At 69.8% G+C, this 16,455-nt stretch carries 18 protein-coding genes; 6 read left to right on the top strand and 12 right to left on the bottom strand.

Going from position 1 to position 16,455, the window contains the following annotated elements:
- Window positions 1-37: 37 nt before the first annotated feature.
- The 6 genes from ACIBO1_RS03475 to ACIBO1_RS03450 form a co-directional block, all read right to left on the bottom strand.
- Entirely contained in the window at window positions 38-529 is a 492-nt protein-coding gene (locus ACIBO1_RS03475) for an NUDIX domain-containing protein (RefSeq protein ID WP_396741054.1), read from the bottom strand.
- 240 nt (window positions 530-769) lie between these two features.
- On the bottom strand, window positions 770-1,780 hold the full coding sequence (locus tag ACIBO1_RS03470) for an NADPH:quinone reductase (protein WP_396741053.1): 1,011 nt from the start codon (window positions 1,778-1,780) through the stop codon (window positions 770-772).
- A gap of 127 nt (window positions 1,781-1,907) precedes the next feature.
- Window positions 1,908-2,561, bottom strand: coding sequence for an HAD family phosphatase (locus ACIBO1_RS03465; protein ID WP_176092394.1), 654 nt, complete (start codon window positions 2,559-2,561; stop codon window positions 1,908-1,910).
- 135 nt (window positions 2,562-2,696) lie between these two features.
- The gene (locus ACIBO1_RS03460; RefSeq protein ID WP_176095630.1) at window positions 2,697-3,515 is read right to left on the bottom strand and encodes a hypothetical protein; all 819 of its coding nucleotides are present in this window, start codon (window positions 3,513-3,515) and stop codon (window positions 2,697-2,699) included.
- 48 nt (window positions 3,516-3,563) lie between these two features.
- Window positions 3,564-4,211 (bottom strand): FKBP-type peptidyl-prolyl cis-trans isomerase, encoded by a 648-nt coding sequence (locus tag ACIBO1_RS03455; protein ID WP_396741052.1) that lies wholly within the window; start codon window positions 4,209-4,211, stop codon window positions 3,564-3,566.
- A 189-nt stretch (window positions 4,212-4,400) separates the two neighbouring features.
- On the bottom strand, window positions 4,401-5,471 hold the full coding sequence (locus ACIBO1_RS03450) for a Ku protein (RefSeq protein ID WP_396741051.1): 1,071 nt from the start codon (window positions 5,469-5,471) through the stop codon (window positions 4,401-4,403).
- 86 nt (window positions 5,472-5,557) lie between these two features.
- On the opposite strand from ACIBO1_RS03450, the gene ligD (ACIBO1_RS03445) reads away from it, so the two are divergent.
- Both ligD (ACIBO1_RS03445) and ligD (ACIBO1_RS03440) read left to right on the top strand, forming a co-directional pair.
- On the top strand, window positions 5,558-6,499 hold the full coding sequence (gene ligD / locus ACIBO1_RS03445) for a non-homologous end-joining DNA ligase (RefSeq protein ID WP_396741050.1): 942 nt from the start codon (window positions 5,558-5,560) through the stop codon (window positions 6,497-6,499).
- A complete protein-coding gene (ligD, locus tag ACIBO1_RS03440) occupies window positions 6,489-7,403 on the top strand; it encodes a non-homologous end-joining DNA ligase (RefSeq protein WP_176092398.1) in 915 nt (304 codons plus the stop codon). The genes ligD (ACIBO1_RS03445) and ligD (ACIBO1_RS03440) overlap by 11 nt, the downstream gene beginning before the upstream one ends.
- 83 nt (window positions 7,404-7,486) lie before the next feature.
- On the opposite strand, the gene ACIBO1_RS03435 is transcribed toward ligD (ACIBO1_RS03440), so the two are convergent.
- Together ACIBO1_RS03435 and ACIBO1_RS03430 are read right to left on the bottom strand one after the other, a co-directional pair.
- Entirely contained in the window at window positions 7,487-8,482 is a 996-nt protein-coding gene (locus ACIBO1_RS03435) for a hypothetical protein (RefSeq protein WP_176092399.1), read from the bottom strand.
- Window positions 8,483-8,578: 96 nt separating this feature from the next.
- The gene (locus ACIBO1_RS03430; protein WP_396741049.1) at window positions 8,579-9,499 is read right to left on the bottom strand and encodes an aminoglycoside phosphotransferase family protein; all 921 of its coding nucleotides are present in this window, start codon (window positions 9,497-9,499) and stop codon (window positions 8,579-8,581) included.
- A gap of 49 nt (window positions 9,500-9,548) precedes the next feature.
- Between ACIBO1_RS03430 and ACIBO1_RS03425 the strand changes: the two genes are divergently transcribed.
- Complete coding sequence (locus tag ACIBO1_RS03425; RefSeq protein ID WP_396741048.1) at window positions 9,549-10,301, top strand: TIGR03089 family protein; 753 nt, start codon at window positions 9,549-9,551, stop codon at window positions 10,299-10,301.
- 27 nt (window positions 10,302-10,328) lie between these two features.
- Here ACIBO1_RS03425 and ACIBO1_RS03420 read toward each other — a convergent pair whose 3' ends face one another.
- Together ACIBO1_RS03420 and ACIBO1_RS03415 are read right to left on the bottom strand one after the other, a co-directional pair.
- Window positions 10,329-10,592, bottom strand: coding sequence for a hypothetical protein (locus tag ACIBO1_RS03420; RefSeq protein WP_396741047.1), 264 nt, complete (start codon window positions 10,590-10,592; stop codon window positions 10,329-10,331).
- The gene (locus ACIBO1_RS03415) at window positions 10,589-10,882 is read right to left on the bottom strand and encodes a hypothetical protein (RefSeq protein ID WP_396741046.1); all 294 of its coding nucleotides are present in this window, start codon (window positions 10,880-10,882) and stop codon (window positions 10,589-10,591) included. Before ACIBO1_RS03415 ends, ACIBO1_RS03420 begins: the two co-directional genes overlap by 4 nt.
- Window positions 10,883-11,253: 371 nt before the next feature.
- Between ACIBO1_RS03415 and ACIBO1_RS03410 the strand changes: the two genes are divergently transcribed.
- Entirely contained in the window at window positions 11,254-11,463 is a 210-nt protein-coding gene (locus ACIBO1_RS03410) for a winged helix-turn-helix domain-containing protein (RefSeq protein WP_396741498.1), read from the top strand.
- Between the two features lie 262 nt (window positions 11,464-11,725).
- On the top strand, window positions 11,726-12,907 hold the full coding sequence (gene tcmP, locus ACIBO1_RS03405; RefSeq protein ID WP_396741045.1) for a three-Cys-motif partner protein TcmP: 1,182 nt from the start codon (window positions 11,726-11,728) through the stop codon (window positions 12,905-12,907).
- Window positions 12,908-12,932: 25 nt separating this feature from the next.
- On the opposite strand, the gene ACIBO1_RS03400 is transcribed toward tcmP, so the two are convergent.
- Both ACIBO1_RS03400 and ACIBO1_RS03395 read right to left on the bottom strand, forming a co-directional pair.
- A complete protein-coding gene (locus tag ACIBO1_RS03400) occupies window positions 12,933-13,691 on the bottom strand; it encodes a DUF5131 family protein (RefSeq protein ID WP_396741044.1) in 759 nt (252 codons plus the stop codon).
- A 343-nt stretch (window positions 13,692-14,034) separates the two neighbouring features.
- A complete protein-coding gene (locus ACIBO1_RS03395) occupies window positions 14,035-15,714 on the bottom strand; it encodes a DNA repair helicase XPB (RefSeq protein ID WP_396741043.1) in 1,680 nt (559 codons plus the stop codon).
- A 445-nt stretch (window positions 15,715-16,159) separates the two neighbouring features.
- Between ACIBO1_RS03395 and ACIBO1_RS03390 the strand changes: the two genes are divergently transcribed.
- On the top strand, window positions 16,160-16,399 hold the full coding sequence (locus tag ACIBO1_RS03390) for a hypothetical protein (RefSeq protein WP_396741042.1): 240 nt from the start codon (window positions 16,160-16,162) through the stop codon (window positions 16,397-16,399).
- Window positions 16,400-16,455 lie beyond the last annotated feature (56 nt).

Here is a 16,455-nt window from a genome sequence, read left to right as displayed (position 1 = left end):
ACAGCCACACCGCCACGATGAAGCGCTCACCATGTGGTCACTTCAGGATCAGGCGGTTGGTCTGCTCGAAGACGTCCAGGTCGGCAAGGGTCTCCAGGACGCTCGTGGAGAGCGGCTGCGGCAGCGCCTCGCGGTGGAAGAAGGCGGCGTCGGTGGTCTCCTCGGTGACCCGGGCCAGCCGCCCGTCCCACTCCTCGACCCGGAACGCGGTGGTGAAGATCTGGTACGTGTGGCCGTACATGTTGGTGTGGGTGCGGTCGGGTCCGGTGTAGAGGGCGAACGCGCTGACCCGCAGCGCGCGTAGTCCGGTCTCTTCGCGTACCTCTCGCACGGCGCAGTCGGCGATGGACTCGCCCAGCTCCATGGCACCGGCAGGCATCGCCCACTGCCCGTTGTCGGAGCGTCGGATCAGCAGGATCCGTGCGGAGCTGTCGCGGACCACGGCCCGCGCGCCGACGAACATCAGTGTCCGGTCGCCGGCCAGGGCGCGGAGCTGCCCGACGTACGAATCAGCCCAGGAGATGCTCACCCGGACAAAGTACGGGGGTTCTCGCGGCGGATGTGCCGGAACCGGCCACGCCGTAACGTTTCTCGGCGCATCATCGCCGTTAGGAGTGGGCGGCTCTCGAAGACCTCACTCCCGGTGGGTGGCCCCGGCGTTCGCACCGCGCCGGGGCCACCCGTTCCTTGCGGGGCGACCCGCACCGTCAGTATTGCGAAACTTGTTCGCGTCTGTCCCGGTGATGGGGAAATAATCCCAGCTCAGGCGCTATTCGCTGGTGTCGACCAGGACCTTCCCGACGACCGAGTCCTCCACCGCGCGATGCGCGTCGGCGGTCGCCGACAGGGGAAAGCGGTGCAGCGGCAGACCCGCCTCCTCGCCCACCCGGATCCCGCCCTGCGCGGCAGCCGCCGCCACGTCCACCACCGCCTGCGCCTTCGCCGCCTTCGGCACGGTGTAGACCATCACGAACTGCCACCGGGCGTTCGGCACCAGCAGCGGCCCGACCGGCAGGGTCACCTCGCCACCGCCGTCGTCGGCGTAGACGCAGACCACGCCGCCGGGCCGCAGCAGGCGTACGTCGGTGGCGGCGTTGCGGGCCGGGGCCACCTCGACGATGCCGTGGACCCCGTCGGGCGCGACCTTGCGGACCTCCTCCACCACGTCCTGCTCCCGATAGTTGATCACTACCGAGGCTCCGGCCGCTGCGGCGAGCTGGGCCTTCTCCGCGCTGCTGACCGTGGCGATCACGCAGGCGTCGGCCCAGGACGCGAGTTGGATCGCCGCGTTGCCGACCGCACCCGCCCCGCCCTGCACCAGCACCGTGTGATCGCTCAACGCGCCCGGACCCAGGCTGTCCGGCAGGTACTCGCCGGAGGTCAGGCAGCGGTGCGCGGTCAGGAACGGGATACCCAGGCAGGCACCCAGCTCGAACGAGGCGTCGCCGATCCGTACCGCCTGCCGCACCGGCACCACCGTGTACTCGGCGGCGGTGCCCCAGGGCCGCTGCCAGGCGGCCTCCCAGACCCACACCCGCTCGCCCACCAGCTCCCGGTCGACGCCCTCGCCGACCGCCTCGACCACCCCGGCGCCGTCCTGCCCGGGCGTCTGCCAGCCCGCCGGCAACGGGCCCTGGCGGCGGGCCTTCCAGTCGGTCGGGTTCACCCCGGCGCAGGCGATCCGGACCAGCACCTCGCCCCGCCCGGGTTCCGGCACCGGCCGATCCACCACCTGGAGCACCGTCGGGTCGCCGGTGCGCTCGTACACGACCGTCCTCATCGCGCCCTCCTCGACTCGGCGTGGGCGCCGTTGGCGTTACCCGACCCGGCGGCACCCATGCCGACGGAGGTCAAGCAGCCGTTCCGAGCACGACCTTCGCGTAGGCCGGAGAGCGGTCGGTGCCGGTTCAGCCGAGCCGGTCGACGAACTCCGGGGTCAGCTCGCCGACGGAGTCGAGCACCGCCGCCGCCATCCGCTGCGCGTCCGGATCCAGCGGGTACGACCCGTGCGGCACCGCCACCACGATCATCCCGGCGGCGGCGGCCGACCGGATGCCGTTGGAGGAGTCCTCCACCGCGACGCACCGGCTCGGATCCACACCGAGGCGTTCCGCCACAGTGAGGTACACGTCCGGCGCCGGTTTACCGCGGGCCGTCTCCTCGGTGGACAACGTGCTGCCGAACTCGTCGGTCAGGCCGGTGGCCGTCAGCGCCGCCGCGATCAGCCGGGTCGGCGACGAACTCGCCAGCCCCAGCGGCCATCGCGCGGCCACCCGGCGCACCACGTCGTCCGCTCCGTCGATCAGCGGTACGCGTTCGGCGTACCGCCGGCTCATCTCCTCGACCACCTCGGTGGCGACCTGCGCGGCGGTGCGCCGTACGCCCAGTTCACCGCTGAGGTACTCGGCCCACTCGCCGGTGCTCATCCCCATCAGCCGACGTTGGGTGTCCGGCTGCCAGGTCCCGCCGTGCGTCGCCACGTACGCGCGGCGGACCTCCTCCCAGACCGGCTCGGAGTCCACGATCACGCCGTCCAGGTCGAAGACCACCGCATCCACCACACGAACCATCCTGCCGCACACGGGGATGCATGAAAGGAAGGGCCCCCTGCTAACGCCTCGTGTATAGCAAGGGACCCCTCCTAACATCCGAGCCGCAACGCACCCGGCGGCGTCGGTCGGTCGGCGCGCTGCCGCCTACCGGGCGGGCAGGCCGATCGGGCTGTCCGGCGGGATGACCCGGTGGGCGGCCACGGCGATCGGGTCGAGCAGTTCGCGCAGTCGTTCCGTGAGCGTCGGGCCCAGCGCCTGCCAGGGGCGGGCGGCAGCGTGGTCGGTGGCCTCCTCGACGGCCCGGAAACCGGCGCGACCACGGTCGGTGGGCTTGCCGTCGGACGTCAGCCAACCCCGGTCGGCCAGCCGCTTCCGCGCCTGCGCCCACTCCTGCTCCGACCAGCCCCGGCCGAGCAGGTTGGCGGGCGGCATGTCGACCGCGACCCGCCAGGCCAGCGCCTCCACCGGATCGAGGTCGGCGGCGACGAGGGCCGCCACATGCCCGTCACCGCGATGCTCGCGCAGGGTGGTGGCGGCCTGCCAGAGCCGGGCCAGCGGGTACTCACCGCGCGGCAGCGCGGCGTTGGCCGCGCCGAGCACCCGACCGGCGGTCCCGGCCTCGTCGGCGGCGGCCGACAACAACTCGGCGGCCTCGGCCAGGTGTTGCTCGGGCAGCTCGTAGACCAGTTCGGCGAGGGCCTGCACCGCCCCGGTCAGGCGGGACCGCAGTGCCTCCTCGGGCGCGGCCAACTGCCAGACGGCGGGCAGGGCACGCGCCACCATGTGCGGGGCGAAGGTGAAGAAGGCCGCGACCACCGGGGCGGGACCGGTCGGCCCGAGCGGGGCGGCCCGACCGGCGAAGTACCCCCGCCAGTACCCGCGTAGCCCGGCCGCCTCGTAGGCGGCGCGGGCGCGCGGGTGGAAGTAGGTGACGGCGTGTACCGGCTCGTAGTGCGTCCACATCAACCGGGCTGTCCGCCCGGGCTCGTCCGCCGTCGACACCGTCATCTCCTACTGGGCGGCGAGGACGTCCACCACGAAACGCAGCGGACCGGCCGGACGGCCACCTGCGCCATCGGTGCCGTACGCCTGCTCGGCCGGGATGTCGAGCTGCACCCGGCTGCCGACCTTCACACCGACCAGGCCCTTGTCCCAGCCCTCGATGACCTGTCCGACGCCGATCGGGAAGGTGGCCGGCTGCCCCCGCTCCCAGGAGGAGTCGAACTGCTCGCCGTTGGCGAAGAGCACGCCCACGTAGTTCGTGGTGATCGACTGCCCGGCGGTCACGGCCGGTCCGGTCCCCTCGATCAGCGGGGTGACGGTGAGCTTGGTCAGCTCGCCCTCACCGGCGCTCACGGTCGGCTTGCTGCCGAGCGCGGGGTCCGCGCCCTCGGGCAGTTGCGGGGCGGGCGGTGCACCCGGCGCACCCGGCTCGGCCGGTGCGTCCGCGGGGGCCGACGGCGAGCTTGCGAACTCGTCGGGAGCGTCGTCACCGCCGCGCTGGCCGACGATCACGAAGACGGTGACCAGCACCGCGACCACGGCGATCCCGGCGAAACCACCGGCCCATGCCTGCCGCCGCCGCTTGGCCTCGGCCGCCTTCTGGGCCGCCAACTGTTCGGCCAGTCGCCGTCGTGCCTTGGTCTCCTGCTCGCTCACGTCCTCGACTCCCCTGCTGAGAGGTGTGGGTGCGTCCGGCTACAGATGCCGTCGCCGACACACGGTACCTGGTGGCGGACGCAGTACCGACCGTCGATCGTGACCCGTGGGAATTGTGCGGCAACTGGGACACGGGGCACGGGTGCGACAGGGGCGAGCTCGCCCCGACAGGGCCGAGGAGACCGCCGGTCAGGCGGACTTGCGGGGAGTCGTCTTCTTCGCCGGGGCCTTCGCGGCCTTGGTCGTCTTCTTCTCGGCGGTCTTCTTGGCCGGCTCGGCCTTCTTCGCCGGGGCCTTCTTCGCGCCGCCGGCCGCCGTGCCGCCGGCCTTCGTACCGTTGGCCTTCGTACCGTTGGCCTTCTTCTCGGCGGTCTTCTTGGCCGGTGCCTTCTTCGCCTCGGTCTTCTTCTGTGCCGAGCGGGCGGAGGTGATCGGGGTGGGCGCACCGGCGCCACCGCCGGCGGCCGCGCCGCCTCCCTCGCCACGGGCCGCACGGGCCCGCTCCACCGAGGCCTTCAGCGCCGCCATCAGGTCGACGGCGGCGGGCGGCGCCTCCTCGACCTCCTCCGGCTGTACGACCTCACGGCCCTCCACCTTCGCGTCGATGACCTCCTGCAGCGCCGCCCGGTAGTCGTCGGTGAACTCGTCCGGGTGGAAGTCACCGGCCATCGAGTCGACGAGCGAGGTGGCCATCGCCAGCTCCGGCGGCCGGACCTTGAGGTCCTCGTCCAGGAAGCCGAAGGCCGGCTTACGGATCTCGTCGGGCCAGAGCATGGTGTTCAGCAGCAGCACGCCCTCGCGTACCCGCAGGGTGGCCAACTGCTCGCGCTGGCGCAGCGCCACCTTGACGATCGCCACCCGCTCGGAGTCGGTCAGGGCGTCCCGCAACAGCAGGTACGGCTTGGTGGCCGTGCCCTCCGGCTCCAGGAAGTACGCCTTGTTGTAGAGGATCGGGTCGACCTGCTCGGCCGGCACGAACTCCAGCACGTCGATCGCGTGGGAGGTGCTCAACGGCAGTTCCGCGAAATCCTCGTCGGTGAGGATCACCATCTCCCCGCCGCCGATGTCGTAGCCCTTGGCGATGTCGTCGTAACTGACCTCCTCGCCGCAGACCTGACAGGTGCGCTTGTACCGGATCCGCCCGCCGTCTTCCCGGTGCACCTGGTGGAACCGGATGTCCTTCTCCTCGGTCGCGGAGTACAGCTTCACCGCGATCGAGACGAGGCCGAACGACACGGCCCCCTTCCAGATGGCGCGCATCCTGCACCCCCTTCCCCGATATCGACCATGCTCGCATCAGACGGAACCGGGCGCGAGGTGTTCGGCCTGCTACTACAGTCGGTTTCGTGCCCGGCGCGCCACTGAGGCCGATGCTCGCGGTGACCGGGCAACTGCCTGCCGGCGCCGGATGGGCGTACGAGTTCAAGTGGGACGGCGTACGCGCACTGGCCGACATCGCCGCCGGGCGGCAGCGCCTGTACGCGCGCTCCGGCGTGGAGATCACCACCGCCTACCCGGAGCTGATCCCGCTCGGCGAACAGGTCGACGACGCGCTTCTCGACGGCGAGGTGGTCCTCTTCGACCGGGCCGGTCGACCGTCGTTCACCGCCCTGGCCGAGCGGATGCACGTACGGGACCCGGCCAAGGCGGCCCGGCTGGCGGCGAGCGCCCCGGTCACGTACATGATCTTCGACTTGTTGCGGCTGCGCGGCACGGACCTCACCGGCTGGCCGTACGCCCGGCGTCGGGAAGCCCTCGACGAACTCGGACTGGGCGCGGCGCGGTGGACGGTCCCACCGGTCTTCCCGGACGGCCCGGCCACCTACGACGCGGCCGGTGAGCACGGCCTGGAAGGGGTGATGGCCAAGCGGGCCGACTCGACCTACCGGCCCGGCGTGCGGTCGCCGGACTGGGTGAAGGTCAAGTTGGAGGTGACCGGGGACTTCGTGATCGGCGGCTGGCGACCCGGTGCCCGTCGGATCGGTGGTCTGCTGGTCGGGGTGCCCGGCACCGGTGGACGGCTGGTCTATCGGGGGCGGGTCGGCGGCGGGATCGGGGCGGCCCTGGAACGCGAACTGTTGCGGGAGTTGGAGCCGCTGCGCACCACCACCTCGCCGTTCGGCGGCGACGTGCCCCGGGAGGATGCGCGGGGCGCGATCTGGGTAACCCCCCAGATGGTGGTGGAGGTCAAGTACGGCCAGCGCACGCCGGACGGGCGACTGCGGTTCCCCCGGGTCCTGCGGCTGCGGCCGGACAAGGCGGCCGAGGAGGTGGCGGATGCCGAGTGAGCGGCTCCGGGTCGACGTCGCCGGACGCACCCTGGAGCTGTCGAACCTGGACAAGCTCCTCTACCCGAAGGCCGGCTTCACCAAGGGCGAGGTGATCGACTACTACACCCGGATCTCGCCGGTGCTGCTGCCGCACCTGCACGACCGGGCGCTGACCCGGATCCGCTACCCGAACGGGGTGGAGGGCAACTCCTTCTTCGAGAAGAACGCCCCCGCTGCCACGCCCTCCTGGGTGCACGTCGAGACGTTGCCCGCGCCCGGTTCGACGAAGGGCCGGGAGACCATCGACTACGTGGTCGCCGACGACCTGCCCACCCTGGTCTGGCTGGCCAACCTCGCCGCCCTGGAACTGCACACCCCGCAGTGGAAGGTCGGCGAGCATCCGGACCTGATGGTGGTCGACCTGGACCCCGGGCCACCGGCCACCCTGCGGCAGTGCTGCCGGGTGGCGCTGCTGCTGCGCGAACGGCTGGCCGCTGACGGGGTGGACTGCTATCCGAAGACCTCCGGCAAGAAGGGCATGCAGCTCTGCTGCCCGATCGCCGGCACCCAGTCCGCCGACGACGTGTCCGGGTACGCCCGACGGATCGCCCAGGAGTTGGAACGCGAGCACCCGAAGCTGATCGTGTCGAAGATGGCGAGGAACCTCCGGCCCGGCAAGGTGTTCATCGACTGGAGTCAGAACAGCGCGGCGAAGACGACGGTGGCCCCGTACTCGCTGCGGGCACAGCCGGTGCCGGCGGTGTCGACGCCGTTGACCTGGGACGAGGTGGAGGCGGGCGCGGCGGGCAGGCGACCGTCGACGAAGCCGTACACGGCCTCGGAGGTGCTGGAGCGGGTCGAGGAGTACGGCGACCTCCTTGCGCCGTTGCTCACACCCGGCCGCGCGCTGCCTTCGGCGTAAGGAAGGGCACCTTATTAACGCCTGCGGTATAGCAGGGGACCCCTGCTATACCGCAGGGCGTCGACGCACGCCCGTGCCGGCGCTCACTCGCCGTGCCGGCGTAGCCGCGCGGACGCCCCGGTGAGCAGGACGACCACGATGAGGCTGACGAGCACGTCGCTGGCCAGTGCCTGGGCGGGCGACGCCGGCGAGTACGGAGGCACCAGGTACGCCAGGACAGCCGCTCCCACGAGCGGCCCTGATGCGCAGGCCAGCACGTGGCTCTGCCCCCATCCGTGGCGCTCGGACCAGCGGACGAGAACCGCCACCAGTGCAGCGGCGGCAACGACCGATACCGCGACACGAATCCAGCCGGAGAGCACACTCGATCCCAGGTAGACGACGAGGACCAGTAGCCCGGCAAGGATCGGGCGAGGCGTGCTGGCCGTTCTCGGGGCCGGTCGGCGCCGCCACCGGGGCAGGGCCGCCACCACGACCAGGCAGAGAACCAGGACCGCCGCCCCGATGAGCTGCCCCGGGCTGGCCAGGAACCCCTTGCGTCCGCTGTCGTCGACGAAGATGAGCAGGCTGCCCAGCAGATAGAGAAGCGTCACCGCGATCAGTCCGGGCGCTCGCAGCCATGGGCGCAGGCGGCGGGCCGGAGAGAGGTACGACTCGACGAGGGCGATCGGGGCGCAGATGGTCAGCGCCACATGGTTGCCAAGGAAGCTGATCGCCTCCTGCGCGCTCACGCCCAGCACCGGAATGCGGGTGTTGTCCGCCGCGCTGATGTCGGCGAACTCGGTGTCCGCCAAGAAGCCGGGGTTGAACAGAGACTGATCGACCAGTCCCGCCTGCACCACCCCGAACCCCGCCGCCAGCAGGACGATCATGGGCCAGCCCCCGCCCGTACGCCGGGCCGCTTCACGAATCAGGATCGCCGCCCCGCCGTACATGGGGGCGAGAACGACCACGACCATCAGCATGTCGCTGCCGGCGAAGCCACCCCAGGAGCATTCGGCCACCCAGGGGGCGAGCAGCAGGAGCGCTGTCACCGGAACGAGTCGTCGCCACATCGGTTCCCACGTGGTGTCGCTCATGTCCGCGCCTCCCGTGTGGCGTCATGGCCTCTACTGTCGCGGCTACGTGGGGAACGCCGCCAGTGCCGTTGGTCGAGTCTTCGCCCCGAGCGAGGACTAGCAGCCGCCGACCGAGAGGCGGTCGTGGTCGTCGAGGACCTCGGTGATCACGCGGTGGTCGTCAGCGGTCAGGGCAGGATCGGAGTCGAGATGCTGCGCCAACAGCAGCATCGCCTTCCACAACGCCCAGCCCCGCGCCCGTGCCCAGGTGCCCTCGTCCTGCCCGACCGTCTCCCGGAAGGCGTGCCGGCTGCTGCCGGAGAACAACGTCCAGGCGATCACCAGGTCGCAGGCCGGGTCACCGACGCCGGACGTGCCGAAGTCGATCACCGCGGCCAGCTTTCCGTCCACCACCAGCAGGTTGCCCACCGCGATGTCCCCGTGGAACCACACCGGACTGCCGCGCCACTCGGCGGCCAGGGCGGCCTCCCACACCGCAGCGGCCCGCACCACATCGATTTGTCCGGTCAGGGCGCTCAGCAGATGCCGGGTCTCCTGGTCGTAGTGCGCGGGCGAGGCACCCCGGAAGAAGCTGTGCTCCCCGGCAGCCGGGCCGCCGGTCGGGTCGCAGGACTGTAGGGCCAGCACGAACCCACCCACTGCGACGGCGAACCGCACCGTGTCGTCGACGCCGGCCAGGTCCGCCGTCTCGCCCGGCAGCCAGCCCCGTACCGACCAGGGAAAGGGATAACCCTCGCCGGGGATCCCGGTGCCCAGGATCGACGGGACGGCGACCGGCAACTCCGGCGTGAGCCGGGGCAGCCACTCGTTCTCCTTCGCCACCGCCGGGACGTACCCGGCCGCCGTCGGCAGACGTACGGTCATCGTCTCGCCCAGTCGGTACGTCCGGTTGTCGTGGCCGTCGCGTTCCACCGGTGACACCGGCAGGTCCGCCCAGTGCGGGAACTGTCGGGCGATCAGACGTCGGACCAGTCCGGCGTCGATTCCGGCACGGCCGTCGGGAGCGGTCGAAGGCATCCCGCGATCCTCGTTTCGTCACCGTGCGTCGGCAAGGGATTATCGACGGATGGAGACCGCCCTGCCCGTACTGTCCGCCACCGGCCTCGCCGAACGGGACCGGCCGTTGATCACCTGCCTCGACCACCGGACCGGTGTCCGGCACGATCTGACCGCCGCTGAGCTGGGCGAATGGTCGGCGCGCGCGGCCGGCCTGCTGCGGGACGGATGTGGGTTGACGCCGGGCAGCCGGGTGGCGGTGCTGTTGCCGCCGCACTGGCGTACCGCTGCGGTGTTGCTCGGGGCCTGGTCGGTGGGGCTGGCGGTGTCGTTCCGGCCGTGGGCCACCGCCGGGTTGCCGGTGCTGGAGCCCGGCGGCGACCGGCCGTGCGACGCCGTGCTGGTCACGCCGGAACGGCTCGACGACTGGCTGGAGGACGTGCCGGAGGGGCTGCACCGCTACCTCGTCGGCACCGGGTCGGAGCCGCTGGCCGAGGTGCCGGCCGGTTGGCTCGACTGGTCCGTGGAGGTGCTGCGGCACGGCGCGGCCCCGGCCGACCGTCCTGTGCTGCACGCCGGTGACGCCGCCAGCCCGGACGGCACCAGCTACGCCGAGTGGGGCTCGGTCGCGAAGGTGGTCGCCGAACAGCTCGACCTGCGGGTCGGTGACCGTCTGCTGGTCGACGTCACCGAGCACGACCAGCCGCTGAAGTGGCTGCTCGCGCCGCTCTCCGCCGGTGCCTCCGTGGTGCTCTGCACCAACCTCGACCCGGCGAGCCGGGACGTGGTCGTCGCCGCCGAGCAGATCACCCGAGTCCTCTGACCTGCACAGCGGAACAATCCTCGCTGTTCACCGGTGCAGCCCAGGCACGCGCCGCGAGCAGGACGCGGTGTGGTCGACCGGCAGGGCACACCGCGCGCCGCCGGGCAGTGGGCGGTCGCAGAACACCCAGTGGCGTACGTCCTGCTGGTCTTCGATCGAGACGGTCACCCCGCCCGGCTCGATGCGTACGCTGAGTCGGGCCAACACGCGGGCCGCGGTCCGGGCGAAGATCCGGGCCCGGAGCAGGTCGGGAGCGGTGATCGGCAGATGGATCACCCAGCGCTCGGTCATCGGTAATGACGGTTCGCCGACTGGGCGCTCTGCCACGCACGCAGGGCGTTCTTGATCCGTACGTTCTCCTCCTGTACCGCGACCAGGGCGGTCTGCGCGGTGGCGAGTTCGTCAGCCACCCGATGCAGGAAAGAGTGGATCTCGACGGGGTCGAGCCCACGCCGCCGGACACTGAAGCACCACTCGCGGATTTGCCAGGGCCGCAGCGGAAGCTGAGTCGGACGTGGTGGGACCGGCACGTCGGGACTCGTCGCGGGTCGGCGTAAGAGCCGGCGGATCAGGCTACGCACGTGACCACCCTTCGTCGGGATCGCAGGAAGGTGGAGGGGCGGTCTCCGCCAATTGCGGTCGGCGGAGACCGCCCGCGCCCTGCCACCGCAGCTCTCAATCGGCGGTACGACAGCAGGGCCGCGCTGAGGTAGCGCGGAGATGGGTCTCGACGGCGATGCGAGACCGGCACGAGAGGCGCCAACCGACCGCAGCGGCACCGCATCACCGAGAGCGACGCTATTGCCACTGAGTCACCTATGTCAAGCATGTCTCCGAGTCATCTACCCACTTATGTCATCAGTGCTACATGCGTTGCCTATGGCGCGAGAGTTGATCGATACTGAGCGGGCCAACCGACTGCAAGGGGCCTGACGTGCCTATCCCGCCCACGATGGACGAGTTGCTCGATGAACTGCTAGGCAAGATCAAGGACGGGACGTATCCGCCCGGCTCTCAGTTGCCCTCCGGGCGAGTGTTGGCGGACAAGTACGACGTTTCGCAGTCCACGATCAGTCGAGCGGTGGCACGGCTGCGGCAGCGGGGCGTGCTGGTCGGTCGCCCGGGTCGCGGTGTCTTCGTCGCTGACTCCGGCCGGAACTGACTTCGTCAACGACGGCAGCGCTGTCGATTGATGTGGTTCGCAGCTTTAGGTGCGCGTCCTCAATGTGGCCCTGAGCGCCTGCCCCTACGGTCAGATTCAAGACACTTGACGTCGATGCTGTCATGTGTCGATCGCTGCTAGAGGTGCGGAAACCCGTATCGGATGGATATCGGGACCATGGAGCGCGGGTTCCTGTGCATCTTCCGGCAGTCATGACCTTCCGCTAGCGTGACGCTACCTTAGGTAGCCGTGGGGAGGGCTAATGGCCGGGGCTGACTTCTTCGCTTCCAGAAAATCGGCAGCAGTCTTCAAGCACGGGATCTTGAGTAGGTACCCGGTGGTATTTGCGTCTAAGACCGGTCGCAGCGTTGCGGGTAACCGAGTTGTCTTCCTAGACGGCTACGCAGGGCGCGGAGAGTATGACGACGGACAGCCGGGCTCACCGCTACTCCTGTCGCAGTGTGCCGATTTCGTGAAGAGCTACCGTAGCGTGCTGGCGTTTTTTGTTGAGCAGAACCCGGACAACTTCGCCAACCTCGCGCGCGTACTCGATCAGAAAGGCGGCGATGCAGAGCGGATTGTCCGGATGGGCTCCGTCGACGAGCATCTTCCTGAAGTCCTGAGACGGGCTCAGGGAGCGTCGTTGTTCGCTTTCCTCGACCCCTTCGGCCCTGCGTTGGACTTCGACGTGCTCAAGGCCGCTCTGCTCGGCCGGCCGTCATGGCCGCCAACTGAGGTTCTGCTGCACTTCAGCGTGCTGACCGTCGCTCGGATGGGTCGTGCCGTACACGCGTCTCGTTCGAGGCACGGTGCGCTTTCGGCGGCAGATCAGAAAACAGCGGACCGGCTGGACTGCTTTCTCGGCGGCGACTGGTGGCAGGAACACTTTGCTGGCGTCCGGGATGAAGGTGATGAGCAGCGGGCTACCGAGATCGCCTTGGAGGTCTGCGACACGTACGAGAAGCTTCTGACGACCGGAACGAGATACCGAGCGGTCAAGATGCCAGTACGGCCCAGGCCCGATTTGCTGCCGAAGTACGTGCTGGCGCTCTTCACGGCCAGCAATGAGGGAGCTTGGCACTTCGCAGACTCGCTGGGTAAGGCAGGAGTGGAGTGGTCGGTGGCGTGGCAGACGGATTTGCTGCGCAAGGGAGAGAGATACGGGCAGGGCTCGCTGTTCGGTGACAATGAGTTGCCAACGCCCGAGACTCACAGCAGCAGTCACGGCCCAGAGTGGACGAGAATCATCGCCGGGAACTTGGAACGGCTGCTAGACCGGATAGGTCCCTTTTGTCCTGCCGACTACGTGCCCGAGGTCTACGGCACGACGCTAGGCCAAGCGAGCGTGCCTCATGTCCGGGCGGCCGTCAGGCTGCTGAGCGGAACGTCAGTGGTCAACACGGGTAAGGGTGACTTCTGGAAGGAACACCTGAGGCGCCCATAGGGCGGTAACCCTCCGTCGGTGACCGTCACCCGATCGACGTGAGTTCCCGTGTCGCCGGCATCTCGTCCCACGTTTGCCCGTCGAGTTCCCGGCCGCCAGCCTTCGGCGTTCTACCGCCCCACTGCTTGAAAAAGAAGGCCGTCCCGCCGTCGACGCACTGGTCCCGCAGGGACCGCACCCAGTCAGGATGGACCGGCCGGCAGCCGGGACCGGACTCGCCACCGGCAATCAGCCAGCTTATGCCATCGAGGTTCAGTTCGTTCAGCGGGCCAAGGAGTGGCTCGGCTGAAACAAACCGAACGGCTGCGGGCACCTGGCGGAGATGATCGATCCGCTCCGTCTGTTCATCGTCCTCAACAGAGACACCCATCCAGACGTTGGTCGGCCAGGTGAGTTGAGGAGCGAGTTTCGCAAGCCTCGCGGCTCGCTTTGTGAGTACCTGGTAGGTGTGCTGCGGGGTCGCCGCCATGACCTCAAAGACCTGCTTGACGAAGTCGAAGGGAACCTTCGCATGGAACAGGTCGCTCATCGAGTTGACGAACACGATCCGAGGCTCTCGCCACCGAAGCGGCAGCGTCAGCTCATTGGGGTGTACTGCGACTCCGAATCCCGGTCCGGATGTGCGCGCGTCGCCGTCCGTCTGATACTTCGCCGACCTCATCGCCTTCAGGCGTTTAGCCAAGGTCAACGCGTAGCAGTGATCGCAACCACGCGAGATGCGGTCGCACCCAGTTGTCGGGTTCCACGTGGCTTCGGTCCACTCGATCGAACTCTTGTCTGCCATCGCCACACTCCCCAGCCGGTTGGGTCGATTCTGTCGAACGTGCGTACGGATTGAAAGGTATGGAGGCGATCTTTCTTGCGGACGAGCAACAAGCACAGCAGAAGCCCGTCCTTCCGCTCGACCAACGGGCAGGAGGCAGAGTTGGACGCGGCCGTCACCCACCAGGCAGCGCCGCTGTTCTCTTGAGGCCACTGACAGCACGGGAACGGGTTCAGGAATAGACACAAGGCCAGCAGACCGGGCGCGGCGCCCGAGCCGGGTACGGCGGCTAGCACGATCGAGGCACCCCGAAGCGGCCGGCGATCGGGCTCAGCATTCGTAGTCGGGCGGGCAGGCGATGAGGTCAGTCGAAAGAGGGGAGTGACGGGCCGAGGACGTCGTCGGCGTCGACGATGGTGTACGCGTACCCCTGCTCGGCGAGGAAGCGCTGCCGGTGGGCGGCGTACTCGGTGTCGATCGTGTCCCGGGACACGACGGTGTAGAAGTGCGCCTGCCGGCCGTCGGCCTTCGGGCGCAGCACCCGGCCCAACCGTTGCGCCTCCTCCTGACGCGAGCCGAAGGTGCCGGACACCTGGATCGCGACCGCCGCCTCCGGCAGGTCGATCGAGAAGTTGCCGACCTTGGAGATCACCAGCGTGCGGATCTCACCGGAGCGGAACGCGTCGAAGAGCCGCTCGCGTTCCTTGTTCGTGGTCGAGCCCTGCACGATCGGGGCGTCCAGGTATTCACCGAGCTGGTGCAACTGGTCGATGTACGCGCCGATCACCAGCGTCTGCTCATCCGGGTGCCGCTCGACCAGAGCGCGAACCACCGGCAGCTTGGTGCGGGCGGTGGCCGCCATCCGGTAGCGCTCCTCGGCCTCCGCCGTCGCGTACGCCATCCGCTCGGCGTCGGTCAGGGTGACCCTGACCTCGGTGCAGTGCGCCGGGGCGATCCAGCCCTGCGACTCGATGTCCTTCCACGGCGCGTCGTACCGCTTCGGGCCGATCAGGCTGAACACGTCGCCCTCCCGGCCGTCCTCGCGGACCAGGGTGGCGGTCAGCCCGAGGCGGCGGCGGGCCTGGAGGTCGGCGGTGAAGCGGAAGATCGGCGCGGGCAGCAGGTACACCTCGTCGTAGACGACCAGACCCCAGTCGCGGGCCCCGAACAGGTCCAGGTGGGTGAAGGCGCCGCCGCGCCGCGAGGTGAGCACCTGGTACGTGGCGATGGTGACCGGCCGGATCTCCTTGCGCTCGCCGGAGTACTCGCCGATCTCCTCCTCGGTCAGCGAGGTCCGGGCGATCAGCTCTCGCTTCCACTGCCGGCCGGCGACCGTGTTGGTGACCAGGATCAGCGTGGTCGCCTTCGCCTCGGCCATCGCCGCCGCGCCGACCAGCGTCTTGCCGGCGCCGCAGGGCAGCACCACCACGCCCGAGCCGCCCGCCCAGAACGCCTCGACGGCCTCCCGTTGGTACGACCGCAGCGTCCACGGCTTGCCGCCGTCCTCGCCGTCCTGGGTCAGCGCGATCGGGTGGGCCTCGCCGTCGACGTACCCGGCCAGGTCCTCCGCCGGCCAGCCGAGCTTGAGCAGGGCCTGCTTGAGTCGGCCGCGCTCGGACGGGTGCACCGCGATGGTGTCGTCGTCGAGCTTGTTGCCGAGCATCCCGGCGAGCTTCTTGCTCTTGGCCACCTCGACCAGCACCATCCGGTCGAGGGCACGCAGGACGAGTCCGTGCGCCGGGTCGTTGGCGAGCTGGAGCCGGCCGTACCGGTCCATGGTCTCGGCGACGTCCACCAGCAGGGCGTGCGGCACCGGATAGCGGGAGTACTTGATCAGGGCGTCCACCACGCCCTCGGCGTCGTGGCCGGCGGCCCGGGCGTTCCAGAGCCCGAGCGGCGTCAACCGATAGGTGTGCACGTGCTCGGGGGAACGCTCCAACTCCGCGAACGGCGCGATGGCCATTCGGCAGGCCTGGGCGTCGGGGTGGTCGATCTCCAGCAGCAGCGTCTTGTCGGACTGCACGATCAGTGGTCCACCGCTCACGCGGAACCCCCTCCTCGGTACGGCTGATCGGCCCGCTCCGGCAGGTGGCTGACCTGCGGGCGGGCGACCATCCAGTGTTGCACGCGCGGCCGGGTGGCAAGAAAACCGTCGACCAGCTGCAACCCAGTGGGTACCTCGGTGCGTCTTGCACTGGGGGAGACGATCGTCGAGGCCACGCGTGCCCACGGCGACCGTCACGCCGGTCGGCGTCGGCGCGCGTTCGCGCCGCGACGAGAGGGGCCACCGAGCGGGGGCCGGGTCCCGTCGTCGCGGATGCCAGCGGGGGCGAGCGCGTGTCCGGGCCGCACCGGCGACCCCCGCCCACCGTTTCACCGTCGCCTCGGCCGGGGTATGAACCCGCCGGATCGTCACGTGATGGTGCTGGTCGGTTGCGCTCCGGGGTGTCACCCTGGACGGCAGGGCCGGACCGTACGGGGGAGGGCGCATGACCGTTGACCAGGAAGTGATCTTCGACCGCGAGCAGGCGCAGTCCGCAGAACCCGTCTCCACCGCCACGGTGATCGCGTACGCGGTCCTCGGGGTGGCGCTGTTCGGCTGGTTCCTCTTCGGCTGGCTCGTCCTCCAGCAGGGCTTCGTGGACTCGGTCGGCGAGGCGCTCGGCACCGGCTTCGCGCTGCTGCTGGTCGTGGCGATCGTCGGATCGGTCCGGCGCAGCCTGCGCTGACCGGCCACCGCCCGAGCAGCGCGTCACCCCGGCAGCGCCCACGTCACGTCAGCCGG

Source organism: Micromonospora sp. NPDC049903, assembly GCF_044460945.1.
Classification (GTDB): Bacteria; Actinomycetota; Actinomycetes; order Mycobacteriales; family Micromonosporaceae; genus Micromonospora.
This window is presented reverse-complemented; position numbering and strand designations above follow the sequence as displayed.

Bases quoted from the DNA above. Each gene is read 5' to 3' on its own strand.
- ACIBO1_RS03470 (WP_396741053.1), bottom strand. From the start codon at position 1,780: ATGAGGACGGTCGTGTACGAGCGCACCGGCGACCCGACGGTGCTCCAG.
- ACIBO1_RS03460 (WP_176095630.1), bottom strand. From the start codon at position 3,515: ATGTGGACGCACTACGAGCCGGTACACGCCGTCACCTACTTCCACCCG.
- ACIBO1_RS03450 (WP_396741051.1), bottom strand. From the start codon at position 5,471: ATGCGCGCCATCTGGAAGGGGGCCGTGTCGTTCGGCCTCGTCTCGATC.
- ligD (WP_176092398.1), top strand. From the start codon at position 6,489: ATGCCGAGTGAGCGGCTCCGGGTCGACGTCGCCGGACGCACCCTGGAG.
- ACIBO1_RS03435 (WP_176092399.1), bottom strand. From the start codon at position 8,482: ATGAGCGACACCACGTGGGAACCGATGTGGCGACGACTCGTTCCGGTG.
- ACIBO1_RS03430 (WP_396741049.1), bottom strand. From the start codon at position 9,499: ATGCCTTCGACCGCTCCCGACGGCCGTGCCGGAATCGACGCCGGACTG.
- ACIBO1_RS03425 (WP_396741048.1), top strand. From the start codon at position 9,549: ATGGAGACCGCCCTGCCCGTACTGTCCGCCACCGGCCTCGCCGAACGG.
- ACIBO1_RS03420 (WP_396741047.1), bottom strand. From the start codon at position 10,592: ATGACCGAGCGCTGGGTGATCCATCTGCCGATCACCGCTCCCGACCTG.
- ACIBO1_RS03410 (WP_396741498.1), top strand. From the start codon at position 11,254: ATGGACGAGTTGCTCGATGAACTGCTAGGCAAGATCAAGGACGGGACG.
- tcmP (WP_396741045.1), top strand. From the start codon at position 11,726: ATGGCCGGGGCTGACTTCTTCGCTTCCAGAAAATCGGCAGCAGTCTTC.
- ACIBO1_RS03400 (WP_396741044.1), bottom strand. From the start codon at position 13,691: ATGGCAGACAAGAGTTCGATCGAGTGGACCGAAGCCACGTGGAACCCG.
- ACIBO1_RS03390 (WP_396741042.1), top strand. From the start codon at position 16,160: ATGACCGTTGACCAGGAAGTGATCTTCGACCGCGAGCAGGCGCAGTCC.